15 protein-coding genes are annotated in these 15010 nt (G+C 64.9%); 1 reads left to right on the top strand and 14 read right to left on the bottom strand.

Annotated features, from left to right (window positions below; translation table 11 throughout):
- Positions 1-3 precede the first annotated feature (3 nt).
- From ACF8R4_RS14640 to ACF8R4_RS14585, 12 genes are read right to left on the bottom strand one after another with little or no spacing between them, the layout of a single operon-like run.
- Positions 4-663, bottom strand: coding sequence for a hypothetical protein (locus ACF8R4_RS14640; protein ID WP_392492783.1), 660 nt, complete (start codon positions 661-663; stop codon positions 4-6).
- The gene (gene gspM, locus ACF8R4_RS14635; protein WP_060497406.1) at positions 660-1046 is read right to left on the bottom strand and encodes a type II secretion system protein GspM; all 387 of its coding nucleotides are present in this window, start codon (positions 1044-1046) and stop codon (positions 660-662) included. Before gspM ends, ACF8R4_RS14640 begins: the two co-directional genes overlap by 4 nt.
- A complete protein-coding gene (locus ACF8R4_RS14630; protein WP_223623114.1) occupies positions 1043-2119 on the bottom strand; it encodes a GspL/Epsl periplasmic domain-containing protein in 1077 nt (358 codons plus the stop codon). Before ACF8R4_RS14630 ends, gspM begins: the two co-directional genes overlap by 4 nt.
- Positions 2116-2706 (bottom strand): type II secretion system protein, encoded by a 591-nt coding sequence (locus ACF8R4_RS14625; protein ID WP_392492781.1) that lies wholly within the window; start codon positions 2704-2706, stop codon positions 2116-2118. The genes ACF8R4_RS14630 and ACF8R4_RS14625 overlap by 4 nt, the downstream gene beginning before the upstream one ends.
- Positions 2703-3071 carry a type II secretion system protein GspI gene (locus ACF8R4_RS14620; protein WP_392492780.1) on the bottom strand — a complete coding sequence of 123 codons (369 nt, stop codon included), beginning with the start codon at positions 3069-3071 and terminating at the stop codon, positions 2703-2705. The genes ACF8R4_RS14625 and ACF8R4_RS14620 overlap by 4 nt, the downstream gene beginning before the upstream one ends.
- Entirely contained in the window at positions 3068-3499 is a 432-nt protein-coding gene (gene gspH, locus ACF8R4_RS14615) for a type II secretion system minor pseudopilin GspH (RefSeq protein ID WP_025753753.1), read from the bottom strand. The genes ACF8R4_RS14620 and gspH overlap by 4 nt, the downstream gene beginning before the upstream one ends.
- A gap of 2 nt (positions 3500-3501) precedes the next feature.
- Positions 3502-3936, bottom strand: coding sequence for a type II secretion system major pseudopilin GspG (gene gspG / locus ACF8R4_RS14610; protein WP_016713017.1), 435 nt, complete (start codon positions 3934-3936; stop codon positions 3502-3504).
- 17 nt (positions 3937-3953) lie between these two features.
- Positions 3954-5156, bottom strand: coding sequence for a type II secretion system inner membrane protein GspF (gene gspF / locus ACF8R4_RS14605; protein WP_392492778.1), 1203 nt, complete (start codon positions 5154-5156; stop codon positions 3954-3956).
- Positions 5157-5159: 3 nt separating this feature from the next.
- The gene (locus tag ACF8R4_RS14600; protein ID WP_060497411.1) at positions 5160-6608 is read right to left on the bottom strand and encodes a GspE/PulE family protein; all 1449 of its coding nucleotides are present in this window, start codon (positions 6606-6608) and stop codon (positions 5160-5162) included.
- Positions 6608-8362 carry a type II secretion system secretin GspD gene (gene gspD / locus ACF8R4_RS14595; protein WP_392492777.1) on the bottom strand — a complete coding sequence of 585 codons (1755 nt, stop codon included), beginning with the start codon at positions 8360-8362 and terminating at the stop codon, positions 6608-6610. Before gspD ends, ACF8R4_RS14600 begins: the two co-directional genes overlap by 1 nt.
- Before the next feature lie 3 nt (positions 8363-8365).
- Positions 8366-8791 carry a pilus assembly protein PilZ gene (locus ACF8R4_RS14590; RefSeq protein WP_392492775.1) on the bottom strand — a complete coding sequence of 142 codons (426 nt, stop codon included), beginning with the start codon at positions 8789-8791 and terminating at the stop codon, positions 8366-8368.
- The gene (locus ACF8R4_RS14585) at positions 8788-10428 is read right to left on the bottom strand and encodes a hypothetical protein (protein ID WP_060497413.1); all 1641 of its coding nucleotides are present in this window, start codon (positions 10426-10428) and stop codon (positions 8788-8790) included. Before ACF8R4_RS14585 ends, ACF8R4_RS14590 begins: the two co-directional genes overlap by 4 nt.
- Positions 10429-10652: 224 nt before the next feature.
- Between ACF8R4_RS14585 and ACF8R4_RS14580 the strand changes: the two genes are divergently transcribed.
- Positions 10653-12728 (top strand): PhoX family phosphatase, encoded by a 2076-nt coding sequence (locus ACF8R4_RS14580; RefSeq protein WP_060497414.1) that lies wholly within the window; start codon positions 10653-10655, stop codon positions 12726-12728.
- Between the two features lie 219 nt (positions 12729-12947).
- Here the strand turns inward: ACF8R4_RS14580 and ACF8R4_RS14575 are convergent, their stop codons facing one another.
- Both ACF8R4_RS14575 and gspK read right to left on the bottom strand, forming a co-directional pair.
- Positions 12948-13730, bottom strand: a complete 783-nt coding sequence (locus tag ACF8R4_RS14575) for an RHS repeat-associated core domain-containing protein (protein ID WP_374754773.1) — start codon at positions 13728-13730, stop codon at positions 12948-12950.
- 187 nt (positions 13731-13917) lie between these two features.
- The gene (gspK, locus tag ACF8R4_RS14570) at positions 13918-14883 is read right to left on the bottom strand and encodes a type II secretion system minor pseudopilin GspK (protein WP_392492773.1); all 966 of its coding nucleotides are present in this window, start codon (positions 14881-14883) and stop codon (positions 13918-13920) included.
- Positions 14884-15010 lie beyond the last annotated feature (127 nt).

Below are 15010 nucleotides of genomic sequence, written 5' to 3'. Positions count from 1 at the left end.
GGTTTACCAGCGTAACTCCCGCTGCCCTGCCAACGCCTGCGGCCCCAACCACTGCGCCCCCCGCAACAAGGGCGTCAACGCAGCCTCCGGTTGCAACTCGAATACCAGCTGCACCCGACGCCTTGGCAGGTCAGCATCCACGGCCAACTGATGTTGCCCCTGCTGCGCCAGTTGACCACGCAGGCGCCAGCCACTGCGGCAGTCCATTTCCAGCCAGCCCTGCCCCAGGCCCAGCGACCAGGGTTCGCTCAGTGCCAGATCACTCACGGTTACGCGGCCCTCGCTGGACAGGCACTGGCGCCCTACCCCGTTCAGGTGCACTGCGCCCTGCCACTGCCCAGCCAGGCGGTAATCAGCCGCCACCGTAGCCTGGGGCCCCATGGCTGCTACCTCCAGCCGCCAACGCCAAGGCCAGCCTTCGGTACGCAGCTGCCAGGCTTGCCCTTGGAACCCCAGCTGCGCAGTGGCCTGCATGTGCCAAGGCTTCACCGACCAACGCAATGGCCCGACGGGCCCCAACTGTTGTGCGTGACCTTGCCACAGGCTGCCACGGGCATCCTGCATTGGCAGGCCGAGCCCGCGTGCCACCCAGCTGGCAGGTAGCTCCACCAGCAGTGTCAGGGCGAACACGAGCAGCACCCACGCCGCAGCTTTACGGCTCATGGCTGCACCACCAGATCGAAGCGTAACACCTTGCCATCCTGCTCCAGCCCCCATTGCAGCGGCTGTGCGCCTTCGGTGCGCAGGGCCTGCAACCAGTCTTGCAACGCCCGCTCATCGGCCACCTGCCCGCGCAGGTGCCAGGTTTTGCCTTGCTCATCGACCTCGGCCAGCGCCACCCGCCGCGCCTCGGCCGACTGCTTCAGACGCTCCATGCTCAAGCCAGGGCCACCCTGCAAACTGGCGGCTTGTTCAGCCAGCCCCTGCCACTGGCTGAGTTCGCGCCATTGCGCCAAGCCACCGCGCAGGGCCAGGAAGGCCAGCAACACGGCAATCAGCAACCAGGCGAACGTCAACCGATAACGCTGCATCCAGTCGCGGTTCATACGGCTGCTCCCAAGTCGAAGATCACTTCGCCACTTAGCACCTGCACGGTTGCGCCAGCAGCGTTGGCCATGTCTTGCCAAGGTGGCACGGCCCCCTCGCCCGCCAACCGCACGCGCCAGCGCTGGCCATCGAAGCGCACGGCTTGCAGGCGCCAGCCGGGGTGATCCCGCAGCCACGCCTGCAACGTAGCCTGCAGGTCTTCGAGCTGGCGTGTGCGCACTTGCTGTTGCAACCCACTTTCACGCAGGCGCTTGAGGGCCTGAGCGGCATGCCGTGGGCTGGCCTGTTCACCTGTCACGGCAATGACCTGGGCGCGCCAGAGTTGCGCCTGGCGCCATTGCTGGCTCAACCACAGGCCGCCCCATACAGCCGCCAGTACCAGGCAAGCCGCCAACAGCCGTTGCTGCGGATGCGAAACAACAGGCAATGAAGGTGCCTTGCGGCCACGCTCGAACAAGCCAGGCAGCGAATCGAGGGGCGCCAGCGCGGTTGGCCAGTCGCCACTCAGTGGCACCTTTTTCAGGTGTGCCCACGGTTGCTGCGGCATTTCTCCCAGTGCATCCGGCCACGCCAGCCAGTGCTCCTGTTCGTCTTCGCCCAACCCTGTGTACAAGGACATGCCGGGTGGGCGCTGCCAGTGCCAAGCAGTGCCTGCTTCTACCGCAGGTAGCAACTGCGGCTCTGCCCAGCAACGCTCCACTTGCAGGCCCCATGCGGCACACTGCCCGCGCCAGCCCTCCAGTTTCTGGCGTGCCACCACCAGCAGACGAAGGTGCCCGGATTCTCGGGCCAGGCAGGCACAGTCCACTTCGTCCGGCGGTTGCAGCAAGCAGTCCTCAAGCAGCAACGACCACTCTTCACGCTTGAGCCCCGGTGGAGCCGGTACGCGGAAGCCGCTGCACGCCTCGGCAGGCAGAATCAGTGCAACCCGGGCTTGCAGGTTCGCCGGTGGCTCACCCTGCCCTTGGCGCTGCACGACGCCGCTCTCGGTCAGTGCCCAGTGCCAGACAACGCCGGGGCGCAGCAACAACCACGGCTGAGCCGGCGTTCGTCGCCGCCATTCAAATTTCATGAGCGCCCCCACGGGAGGGCGAACGTGCAGACATAGGGAGCTCCATCACGCTGCAATTGCAGGCGCACACCACGGCCGGGATGCGCGGGCTGGTCGGAAGGCCAGGTCAGCCAGCGGCCGCCCTGGTAATAAAGGACATTCATCACGCTGACCCGGTCGAGGTGTTCGCGTTGTATCCAGCGCGGGGCGGCGGCCGCGTACAGGTCGGCCGAGCTTTCCAGCAGCAGGCGTTGATCGCGGGCCTCAAAGCGCAAGCGTTGGCGCTGCAGGCGCGATCCGCCCTCGGCCTCTGGCAGGCCGGTGGCGGCGACCCATTGCAATTGGTGGCTTGCCGGTTGCCAGTCCAGCCAGCGGCTGGTCAAGGGCAGGCGCTGGTCATAGACCCGGCGCAGCACCGGGCTGTCGAAGCGACGCTCCAAGGCCAGGCAAAAGTCCAGCACCGAGGTTTGTTGGCTGGTGACCTGAAGGCGTTCGCGGACCTTGAGCCAGCCGTTGACCAAAGCGGCGAGCATGATGCCGAGCAAGGCTGTCAGGGCCAGGGCGACCATCAGCTCGATCAGGGTCAAGCCAGCCTGGCGGCGCTTCATGGGCGCTCCAGAAACACGGTGTACTGGCCCAGCGGCAGGCGCTGGTCACGGTCGGCGAACAGTTGCAGCTCGCCCCGGCGCAAGTCGCGCACGCCGGTGCGGCGCAGTTGCAATTGCCAATGGCACGGCTGGCCGCCCTGGTTCAGCTCGCCGTTAGCGTGATTGGCGGCAGGCCAGAACTGCTCGACAGCGAAGCGGGTTTGCAGCTCACGCGCGCACAGCAGGCCAAGGCGATGCTGCTGCAGGTTGTCCTGCACGGCCAGGCGCTGACGCAGGACCTGGCTGGTGATCACCGCCAGCACAGCAGCGATCGCCAAGGCTACGGTCACCTCCAGCAAGGTGAAGCCACGCTGACGTTGCTTCATGGCGCCACCTGCAAGCGACCATCGCGGCCCCAGGCCCATTGCTGGCTGCCATCGGCCCAGCGCCAGATCACGCTGCCCGGCTGTGCCCAGCCATGCGGCGTGAACACCAGGCGCGGCTGCGGGCTGACGGGCCAGTCCGGGTGCAGGCCTTTGGGCCAGTCGCCCACCGCAACGGCTTCGACGACCCAGGCATTGCCCTCGCGCCGCACAAACTCCGGACGCGGGCCATTCCAGCGCAGCCCGCGCAGTTGCCCGGTATGTCGGGCCAACGCGGCCTGCGCTCGGGTTTCGGCCGCCAGGCGCTGCAACGCCTGGTCGACATTGGCTTGACCGCTGCCAAGCCCCGCCACCGCCAGGCCCGTCATCAGGCCGGCGATGGCCAGCACCACCAGCAATTCGATCAGGCTGAAGCCCCGCTGACGGCGCACCTTTACAGTTCCCAGTTACCCAGGTCGGCATCCTGGCCTTCACCGCCCGGCAGGCCGTCCGCACCCAGCGAGTAAACATCCACCCGACCATGCTCACCGGGCATGCGGTACTGGTACGGAGTGCCCCACGGGTCTTCTGGCAGGCGGCGCACATAACCGTCACTTCGCCAGGCCCGTGGCAGTGGTTCCTGGCTCGGCTTTTTCACCAGGGCGGCCAGACCCTGCTCGCTGCTGGGGAAGCGCAGGTTGTCCAGCCGGTACATGTCCAGCGCCTGCTCCAAGGTGGCCAGGTCGGCCATCACTTTCTGTTTCATGGCCTTGTCCTGGTTGCCCAGCACGCTGGGCGCGACCACGGCGATGAGCAGGCCGATGATGAAGATCACCACCATGATTTCCATGAGGGTGAAACCGCGCTGGCGGTTGCGTCGATGCAGCATGGCAAAGCTCCTTGTCGTCACAGTTGCAGACCCTGGTTGAGTTGCATGATCGGCAACAGCACCGCCAGCACGATGAACAGCACCACGGCGCCCATCACCAGGATCATCAGGGGTTCGAACAGCGCCATGGCGGTATCCACCTGGCGGGCAAAGCCGCGCTCCTGGTCGTCGGCCACGCGTTCGAGCATGTCGGCCAGGGTGCCGCTGGCCTCGCCGCTGCCGACCATGTTCACCAGTAGCGGCGGGAATTGCTGGCTGGCATCCAGCGCTCGGTGCAGGCTGGTACCGCCCTGCACTTGCTGGCGCACCTGCTCCATGGCCAGCCGGATGCGCCGGTTGCCGACGGTTTCGGTGGCCACTTGCAAGGCTTCGAGCAAGGCCACGCCACTGCCACTGAGAATCGCCAGGCTTCGCGCCAGGCGGGCGCTTTCCAGCACCTGCAGCAGGCTGCCGATGCGCGGCAGGCGCAGCAGCAACTGGTCGCGGCGCAAGCACCAATGCGGCTTGCGCAGCAACCAGCCGCCGAGCACGCCAAGCACCAACGCCCCCCCCAACAACCACGGCCCGGCGTGTACCAGCCCCTGGCTCAGGCCGATCAGCAGCGAGGTGATCAGCGGCAGGCTTTGCCCTGCGTGGGCGAATTGTTCGGTGAGTTTGGGTACGACGAAGGTCATCAGGCCGACGACCACGGCAAGTGACACGCCCATCAATACGGTGGGGTAGATCAGCGCAGTACGGGCTTTATGTTGCTGGCGCTGTACCTGCTCCAGGTGGTCGGCCAACCGTGTAAGCACCTGTGCCAGGCGCCCGGAACGCTCGCCGGACTCGACCAGTGCGCAATACAAACCCGTGAACGGCGCCCCCTGGCGCGCCAGGCTGCGGGCCAGGCCCAGGCCTTCGGCGAGCGACCCACGCAGGGCCACCAGCACACTGTGCAGGGCCGGCTGGCGCAGTTGGCGTTCAAGGGTAGCCAGCGCGTCGACCAAGGGGATGCCAGCCCCGATAAGGGTCGCCAGCTGGCGGGTCAGTTCACAGAGCTGGGCACGGCTTAAACGCTGGCGCCTGGCTTGCCGGGCTCCGGCTTCCTGGCGCTGCAACTGGCGGGCGAACAGACCCTTCTCGCGCAACAACTGGCGTGCATGGCGCTCGCTGTCGGCTTGCAGGCTGGCCTTGTGCGCTTTGCCGGCGAGGTCGACGGCCTGGTAGCGATACGTCGGCATGCCTTAGCCCTGCACCACACGCAGCACTTCGGCCAGGCTGGTCTCGCCACGCGCCAGGCAATCACTGGCCATCGCCACCAGGCTCTGGCGGCGCTCGGCCAGGTAATCCTGCATGGCCAGTTCACTGGCGCCGTCGTAGAGCAGACCGATCAAACCGGCATCCAGCTCGATGAATTCGTACAGGCCCAGGCGCCCGACATAACCGCTGCCCTGGCACTGTTCGCAGCCCACCGCGTGGTAGCTGCTGCCCAGTGCCGCCAGTTCTGGCCACAGCTCACGCTCGGCAGGTTGCAGCGGGTACGACACGGCGCAACGGCACAAGCGCCGTACCAGGCGCTGGGCCAGCACACCACGCAGGCAGGAGGCGATCAGGAACGGCTCGATGCCCATGTCACGCAGACGGGTTACCGCCCCCACGGCGCTGTTGGTGTGCAGGGTGGACAGCACCAGATGGCCGGTAAGGCTGGCCTGTACCGCGATCTGCGCGGTTTCCTGGTCGCGGATTTCACCGAGCATGATCACGTCCGGGTCCTGGCGCAGGATGGCGCGCAGGCCACTGGCAAACGTCAGCCCGGCACGCGGGTTGATGGCTGTCTGGCCAATGCCGGCGATGGCATATTCGACGGGGTCCTCGACCGTGAGGATATTGCGGCTGCCGTCGTTGAGGCTATTGAGGCTGGCGTACAGGGTGGTGGTCTTGCCCGAGCCGGTCGGGCCAGTGGACAGCACGATGCCGTTGGGGCGCGCCAGGCAACTGCGCAGGCCCTGTAACACGGCGGGCGGCATGCCCAGGTTATCCAGCGCCAGCAGGCTGGCCTGCTTGTCGAGCACGCGCAAGACTACCCGCTCGCCATGAATGCCGGGCAAGGTCGAAACCCGCACATCCACTTCACGGCCTGCTGCACGCAAGGTGATACGGCCGTCCTGGGGCTGGCGTTTTTCGGCGATGTCCAGACGCGCCATGACCTTGATCCGTGATACCAGCATGGCCGACAGCGCTCGCGGTGGGCGCAACACTTCGCGCAGGTGCCCATCGACCCGCAGGCGCACCACCAGGCTCTGCTCGAAGGTTTCGATATGGATGTCCGAGGCGCGCAGGCGCAGGGCCTGGCCGAACAGGCCATTGATAAGGCGGATGACCGGGGCTTCGTCATCGCTTTCCAGCAGGTCTTCGATGCGCGGCATCTCGCTCATCAGGCTGTCCAGGTCGACCTGGTCACCGATGCCTTCGATCAGCGCTTCAGTGGCGGCATCACCCACCTCATACAACTGGCCCAGGCGCTCGTCGAACACGGCGGGTTCCAGATATTCCAGCGCACTGGGCTGGCCATGTACACGCAGCAGCTCCTGCAACTGGGCGCTGTCGGCATCGCGCCGTAGCCACAGCTGCCAGCCCTCCGCCGCCGGGGCCATGGCCACCCCGCTTTGCCGTGCCTGGCGATAAGGCAGCATCACCAGTCACCGCCTTCCAGGCGCGCCCGGCTGGCGGGGAATACCTGCAACAAAGGGGTGCCCTCGGCCAAGTCCGGCAGTTGCAGCGGCGTGGTCTGCTGCAAGGTGCGGTACTTGTCTTCGCTAAGCCCGGCCAGGCTCGGCCCGTCCCGCAAGATGCGCGGGCGGATGAACACCATCAGGTTCTGCTTGGTGTTCTTGGTGGCGTCGGAGCGAAACAGCCGGCCCAGGTAAGGGATGTCACCAAGCAGCGGCACGCGCTGGTTGCTGGTACTCAGTTCGTCGCTGATCAGGCCGCCGAGGATCACCAGGCCGTTGTCCTCGACCATGACCTTGGTCTTGATCTCGCGCTTGTTGGTGATCACATCGCTGGCCGCGCTGGACTCGGCGATCGATGACACCTCCTGGACAATGTCCAGGCGCACGCTGTTGTCGACGTTGATCTGCGGCTTGATGCGCAGCTTTACCCCGACCTCTTTACGTTCGATGGTCTGGTACGGGTTGGCGTTGTTCTGTGTGACCGAACCGGTGACAAAGGGCACCTCCTGGCCGACCAGGATGGAGGCCTCGGCGTTGTCCAGGGTGAGCAAAGTAGGTGTAGACAGCAGGTTGAAACCACTCTTGCCCTTTAGCGCATTGACCAGCATGGCGAAGTTGAAACCGCCGCCGAAATGGCCAATGCCCGCCGTGGCGCCGGTAGTGGCGGACAACAAGTCACCAAGCGCCTCGTTGTCGCCACTGGCAGCCGCCCCGGCGATGTTGGCGATGTTCACCCCGTTGCTGCCGAAGTTGACGATGCCGGCGCCGAACTTTTCGTCGGCAAACAGCCATTGCACGCCCAGCTCCTGGGCGCTGCTATCGGACACCTCTGCGATGATCGCCTCTACCACCACCTGGGCACGGCGAATGTCCAACTGCTCGACGATGGCGCGGTAGGCGGCCAGTTCGCTGTCGGGGCCGACCATCACCACAGCGTTGGTGCCTTCTTCGTATTCAAGGCGAATGCCCGGGCCACCACTGGTAGCCACCACGGGCCTGTCCTTGCCCTCACCTTCGCCCGCACCTTCTGCCGGCACCGCACCTTCCTGGCTGAGCCCGCGCAGTACCTTGACCACTTCACCGGCATTGGCATGGCGCAGGTAGATCACCTGGGTGCTGCCATTGCTTGGCGCCTCTTGCGGGCGGTCGAGCTGGCGCAGCAGGCTACCGATGCGGTCGAGGTTGCTGCGCCAGTCGGTAACCACCAACTGGTGCGCTGCCGGGTACGGGGTGATCACCCCAACGCGTGGGTCGATCAGGGGTTTGAGGATGCCCAGCACCTGTTCGTTGGCGGCGTTGCGCACATTGAATACGCGGGTAGCCACGCTGTCGCTACCTTCGCCTTGCTGCCCGCCCGCCTCCACCGGCACCGGTTCCAGGCGCGCGGCCTGGTCGGGGACGATCTTCACGCTGCCGTTGGGCAGGTCGACGGTGGCGTAGCCCTGGGCGCGCAACTGCGCGAGGAAGATGTCGTAGATGGCATCGGCGTCGTACAGGTCGACGGTGCGCACAGTGACTTTGCCCTTTACCCGGGGGTCGACGATGAACGTGGTACCGGTGATGCGCGACACGCTGTCGATGAACTCGCCCAGTTCGGTGTCGACGAAGTTCACCTCGTACATTGGCGTACCGTTGTCATCGAACACCGGCTCTTCGGCGCAGGCCAGGGACAGCACCAGGCTCAGCGCAGCCGCCACGCAGTATCTAACAGGCATCGTTCATCCTTGCCGCTTGAAGCCGGTCACGGCGGGGCGTGGCGGCCAGGGCAGGCGTTCGCGCCGCCCCTGGTTGTTGAAAATCAGGCCATCACTGTCGATGTCCTGCAGCACGATCCCCGGCGCCAGGCGTTGGCCACGCGCCAGCGTGCGTACTTGCTCGCCGTAGCGCAGCACCACCACGCTGGAGGCCAGTGGCTCTGCCTTCAGGCCCCCGAGGTATTGCAGTGGCAGGCGGGTAATGGCGATTGCACCGTCGTCGATGGGCGCCTGCCAGTGACCGACCATCAGGCCAGGCAACGGAGCGACAGCCACCGCAGGTGCTGTCGCCGGTTGTGGCTGGCGGCTCAGTTGCAGCACGCACTGGGCGGCCAGCCAGCCTGCCAAGGTCAGGCCTGCGCCCGAGAGCAGGCGCGAAGCGAACGTCACGAAGCCAACTGCCGTGGGTGCCAGCCCGGGTGCCCCTGCACATAGCGCACGTCTGGCCATTGCAACGGCACCAGTTGCCAGCCGGGTGCCTGACGGGCGAGCCAGGCTTCAACCCGCTGCCACAGGGGCTCACCCGCCTGGCTTTCAAACTGCAGGCCAAAGGTGCGGCACAGGCCCTGCACCGGCTCCAGCCCTGTGATGCGCTTGCCTTGCGGGCTGTAGCTGACCCCCCAGGCCTGGCTCTGCCAGCGTGGCAGGTCTTGGCTGTTGTCCAGCAGTAGCGGGTCGCCGAACAGTTGCTCTGCGGCGTTTTCCAGTACTTGCTCCACCTGCCGGGCCGGCGCTTCGACCACCGGGGCCGGGTAGCCACCGGTCAGGCTGATCAGGTGTTCGCGGGTGATGGGGGCCCCCGCGGGCAGCGGGTAGTCATAGCGCAGGCCCGGCAGCAGCACGGGCATGCTGCTGTCATCGGCCAACGCTTGATGCAGCAAGCGGTCCCAGCTGCCACCACGGGTGTCGCGGCGCCACAAAGCCTGTGGCGCAAGGGCCAGCGGTTGGTCGAGCCAGGCCGCATGGCCGGCGCGTTGCTGGCGCAAGGTAGCCTGCAGTTGCCCCACCCGCAGTTGCGCGGCGGGTGACAGTTGCTGTTCGAACGCCGGGAAGAAACGCCCATCGAATTGCCATGCGCCAGCCACTCGCAGACAACGCAGGCGGAAGGCACCGCTGCCCCGGCAACCGGCGAACAGCACCGGCACGCGCCGGCCACTGGCCTGGGTGACCTCGACCGGCGCCGGCCACAGGTCCTGGCCACGGGCGCACAACAACACGTCGATTTGCGGCACCCGCTCGGCCAGCCACAAGCCAGGGCCTGTGCCTATGTCGGCCATGGCCACCACCAGGTCGGCTTCGCGCCGGGCTTGCTCGAACACGGGTTGTAATGATTGGTACCACAGTTTCAGGGAGGCTTTCTGGTCCTGGGCGTAAGGGTCGGTCACGCCGACCACGGCAATGCGGGCACCGCCGCGCTCGAAGACGTGCAAGGCCTCCAGCCCCAGTGCCTGACGTTGCGCGTCCGCCAGCCCGGCGCCCAAGGTAATGGCGCTAGCCTGGCGATACAGCCCATGGCTACGCTGCGGCCACAGCACGCGTTCATCGCTGCTGACACGCACCTCACTGCCCAGCAGCTGGCTGCCTTGAACGCCGCTCTCACCTTGAGTCAGGTAGGCTAGGCCACTGCCATTCCAGCCTTGGCCGTTTTCCAGGGTCAGGCTATTACCTGCTCCGGCCTCCGCCCGCAGTTGCTCCAGCAACGCCGCCAGCACGGCAAAACCGCCCAGGTGGGCTGCACTTGCCTGGCTGGCATCAAGCAACGGCGCCAGTTGCGGGTAGGCCAGGCTGGCGCTGCTGCCGGTCATCCAAGGCGCGCGGCCCAGGTGGCTGACCGGCCCCAGGCGAGTCGCCGGCACCACCGCCTGGCCGGGTTGGCGGGCATCGAGGGTATCGGCCACGTACAGCAGGTCGAGGTGGGCGTTACCGCCCTGTTGTGCCGGGAAAGCAGAACAGGCGCCGAGCAGCGGGGCCATGGCCCCGACACCCATCCAGCTGATCACTTCGCGCCTGTGCATGCTGCTTGCCATCGAACCCGCCATCCTTATCCATGTTCATTCAGGGCTCCGGATGTTGCGGCGTTGGCATGACAGTTTGATGGCAGAATTCCGACAGTCATTCCAAATTGATCTGTCAGCGAATGTTCTAAGAGCGGACCGTTTTAAAACCCCGTTAACATTTCTGCCAATGAATCATCATATTTGCGCACTACAGTCGCGGTTTCCTCTAACTCAGCCAACATAAGGACACCCTGATGAGTCGAGATACCGGCGACAACCTGGACCGGAACCAAAGCGGCAACCTGCCGATGGCCAACGTCATGGACGCCTACCTCAGCCGCCGCAGCGTGATGCGCGGCAGCCTGGGCGCCGCCATCGCCATGATCGCCGGTACCGGCCTGACAGGCTGCTTCGACGGTGGTGGTTCCGATCACGATGATCCGGTCACCGAGCCACCGGTGACCGAGCCGCCTGTTACCGAACCAGAGGTACCGAAACTGGCGCTGGGCTTCCAGTCCATCCCGGGCTCGCGCACCGACGCCTGCGTGGTGGCCGCCGGCTACAGCGCCTATGTGCTGGCGCCGTGGGGTACGCCCATCAACAGCAACGGCAACCCGTGGAAGTCTGACGGCAGCAACACCTCGACCGACCAGGCCAATGCCATGGGCATGCACCATGACGGCATGCACTTCTTCCCCATCAACGGCAGCTCGGAAGATGGCTTGCTGGCGATCAACTTCGAATACATCGACACCGCCGCCCTGCACCCGGCCGGCCCCACCACCGATGTGAACGGCAAGCGTCCGGTCGAAGAAGTGCGTAAGGAAATCAACGCCCACGGGGCTGGCGTGGTGCGCCTGCAGAAAGTCAGCGGACGCTGGCAGGTGGTCGACAACGACCCGCTGAACCGCCGCTTCACCACCGCCTCGCGCATGGAAATCACCGGCCCGCTGCGCGGTACCGACCACGTCAAGACCAAGTATTCCACCGCCGGCACCCATTGCCGTGGCACCAACAATAACTGCGGCAACGGCTACACCCCGTGGGGCACCTACTTGACCTGTGAAGAGAACTGGCCAGGCATTTTCGTCAACAAGGGCACCCGCCCCGAAGACCAGCGCCGCATTGGCGTGGGCACCTCCAGCGGCCAGTACAAATGGGAAACCGCAGCTGGCGACAGCACTGAGGTGGCCGACGAATTTGCCCGCTTCGACGTCACCGTCAAAGGCGCCAGCGCCACCGACGACTACCGCAACGAAGCCAGCACCTACGGCTACATCGTCGAAATCGACCCATACAACAGCAGCACCTTGGCCACCAAGCGCACCGCACTGGGCCGCTTCCGCCACGAGGGCTGCGCCCCAGGCCTGCCGGTCGCCGGCAAGCCACTGGTGTGGTACATGGGTGACGACTCGAACAACGAGTACCTGTACAAGTGGGTGTCCACCGCCGTGTGGGACGCCGCCGACGCCACCCCGGCCGACCGCCTGGCCACCGGTGCCAAGTACCTTGACCAGGGCAAGCTCTACGTGGCCCGCTTCAATGCCGACGGCACCGGCGTATGGCTGCTGCTGGATGTGAACACCGCTACCACTAACGGCAGCACCCTGGGTGCGCTGTATGGTGACTTGCCAGGCATCATCCTCAACACCCGTGGCGCCGGCGATGCCGTGGGCGCAACGCCGATGGACCGCCCGGAATGGACCACGGTCAACCCGCTGAACGGCGATGTATACCTGACCCTGACCAACAACAGCGCGCGTACCCCGGAAAAGGTCGATGCGGCCAACCCGCGCGGCCCGAACCGCCATGGCCACATCATTCGCTGGCACGACAGCGACGACCAGTTGAGCTTCACTTGGGACATCTTCGTGTTCGGCGCCAACGCAGCCGGTACTGCCGATATCAACCGTTCCGGCCTGACCGAACTGAACCAGTTCGCCAGCCCCGACGGCATGAGCTTCGATAGCCGTGGCGTGCTGTGGTTCGAGACTGACAACGGTGAAAGCACCCTCACTGATTACACCAACGACCAGCTGCTGGCAGTGATCCCCACCGACCTGGTAGACGCCAGCGGCAAGCAGGTGCCGGTGAACGCGCAGAACCAGGTGGACCTGCGCCGCTTCTTCGTTGGGCCGAATGAATGTGAGGTGACCGGGATTACCTTTACGCCGGACAACAAGACGCTGTTCGTGAACATTCAGCACCCGGGGAACTGGCCATATACCGACAAGGCGACCGACGCTACGCCGGCTGGGACTACGGTACGGCCGCGGGCTTCGACGGTGGTGATTCAGCGTATTGATGGCGGGGAGATCGGGACTGCCTGATCGACCTGTGCACGGGGGCCGCTTTGCGGCCCTTTCGCGACACAAGGCCGCTCCTACAGGGGGTACGCGATCTCTTGTAGGAGCGGCCTTGTGCCGCGAATGGGCTGCACAGCAGCCCCGGCAACCTCAAGCCCTACCAAGCCATCGGCTCGCGGCTGCGCACCCGCACCTGCTGCGCCGGCACCCGGGAAACTGCCCAATCACCGACCAACCATTTCTTCAGAAGTGGAACCAGCTGAGTGCGTCAACACCAAGTCGACTGCGGATTTGGTCTGCGTGCGCTCTGATATTGGACATGTCTCGCTCATAACTCAGACGTAGTTCGGTGCCTTCTGCCAAATATGAAAGATTCTGACTAAAGTTTTGCTCGTGCCGATTCATGTCAATAAGTTGCTGATACAGAGACTCTGCCTGAGCGAGGTCAAGTGGCTGTAGTCCCGCAGCTTCATGGCGGGGCGGAGTTCGAGCCCCGTTGGCCAATGGCAGCTGTTGAGCTGTACTACCCGCTGGTGCAAGACGGTTAGCCAGATACACTGTACCCTGCTGAGCCATAGGGTTTCTCAGTGTTTGCCTAACAGGTTGTGTTGGCATATGGGCTTGTGTTTGTTGCCGCTGTTGTAGTCTGGCACGCAGTGCCTCCACACGCTGTTCTGCAGTCTGCCGCTGAGCCCTTTGTGCCCCTGCCCTTCGTGATTGCTGCAATAGCTTTTGCGGTACTTTACGCAGACCACTTAGATCCGCGTGACCACTTGGATCCAGCCCCATGACTGGATCTCCTGAGCAGTAGCTATAAGCATTTGGCCCGCCAGCACCAAAAGGACTCCAGCCATCAGGTGAAAGAAATCGCCTCAGGGCTGGGCTGTAAGCCCGATAACCATTGCCTAGCAGGTAGGTGCCGGAGCGGCAGTCTTCTCGCTCACCATTGTAGCCAAGCATGAATGCCGAGCTAGCTTGGTTTTGGTGGTGCCCGTAAGGGCAATAGGCACGCAGAGCTACTGACACAGGGTTTTGCCTCGCAAGACGGTGAGCTGAAGTTTTGGTCTTTCCGAGGCCAGGCGCAACTAGCAAGATTATCAGTACACGCTGCTGGTTTCAGCTCACGATCACAGGTTCTGAATACCGTGCAATTCCTGAATGTGACTGGCTTGCCAGCGAATGGGCTGCACAGCAGCCCCGGCAACCTCAAGCCCTACCAAGCCATCGGCTCGCGGCTGCGCACCCGCACCTGCTGCGCCGGCACCCGGGCATGCCATTGCACCACCCCCAACGCCTCCACCTGGAATTCGCTGCGTATCGCCCGCCCCTCTTCCTCGAACGACAACTGCAACAGGAAATACCCGCTGTTCAGCAGCAACCCTTCGCTCAACCGTTCGAACGTTTCGTCATCCACCGCCCCCAACGCCTGACGCAAGGCACCTGCATCCACATACCCCGACGCCGGCCGCCCGCTGATGATGCGGCTGAGCAACGAGCGCGAATAACGCCCTTCGTATAACGCCTCCAGCAGCGGCAAATGCTCCAGCCCAAGCGCATTGGCGTTCAGGCGCCAACCGGTCACCTGCGGCAAGGCACACAACATCGGATAGCGGCCCTGCCGACTGGCGTCCGGCTCCAGCAGCAGGTTCAGCTCGCTGGTGTCGAGCATCGGCTGGTTGGCCGCCAGGCGTGGTGGCTGCTGACGCAGGTACTGGGCGCTTTCGGCGCCTTGCAGGCGGGTATCGCTATCGGCGTCGAGCCAGTCGGCCAGCGCATCGACCAGCCGCTCAGCCGCCATGTCGTCGCCTAGCAAATAGCGCAACTGACGCTCGGCTCGCTCGCCATCAACACCTAGCAGCGCATTGACGTTGAAGCAGGTGTGCTGGTCGCGCACCCGCAACTGCGCCTGGCCAGCGCCAAAGTCATAGTTCAACGGCTGCCCACGCAGGGCCTGCCAGAACAACGGGCTGAGCCGCCAGGTGGGGTCGCGCAGGGCTTGCTTGGCGTAGGCCAGGCCGGCCTGCTCCATGGCCCGCGCCTGTACCCGCTGGTGCAGCAGGCGCACCTCATCCACTTGGCGCCGGCCGTCTTCCACCAGCCAGGCCATACCCGCCGCCAACATTGCCAGCACCACCATCACCATCAACAGGGCCGCCCCCTGCTGTTGCCTGCCACCCATCCGTGCGTGCCTCGCTCGCAGAATAAAGACGCCAGTCAACACGCGGCGTGTTGCAGGTAGATGGCAATGCCCGTCCGTCATGTGTACGTCATCTACACGAGGCAGGATTAGCCTTCCTTTTCATGAC

Source organism: Pseudomonas sp. FYR_2, from assembly GCF_043106425.1.
Lineage (GTDB): Bacteria > Pseudomonadota > Gammaproteobacteria > Pseudomonadales > Pseudomonadaceae > Aquipseudomonas > Aquipseudomonas monteilii.
Note: the sequence above shows the minus strand (reverse complement) of the source record. Positions and strands in the feature narration are given on the sequence as shown.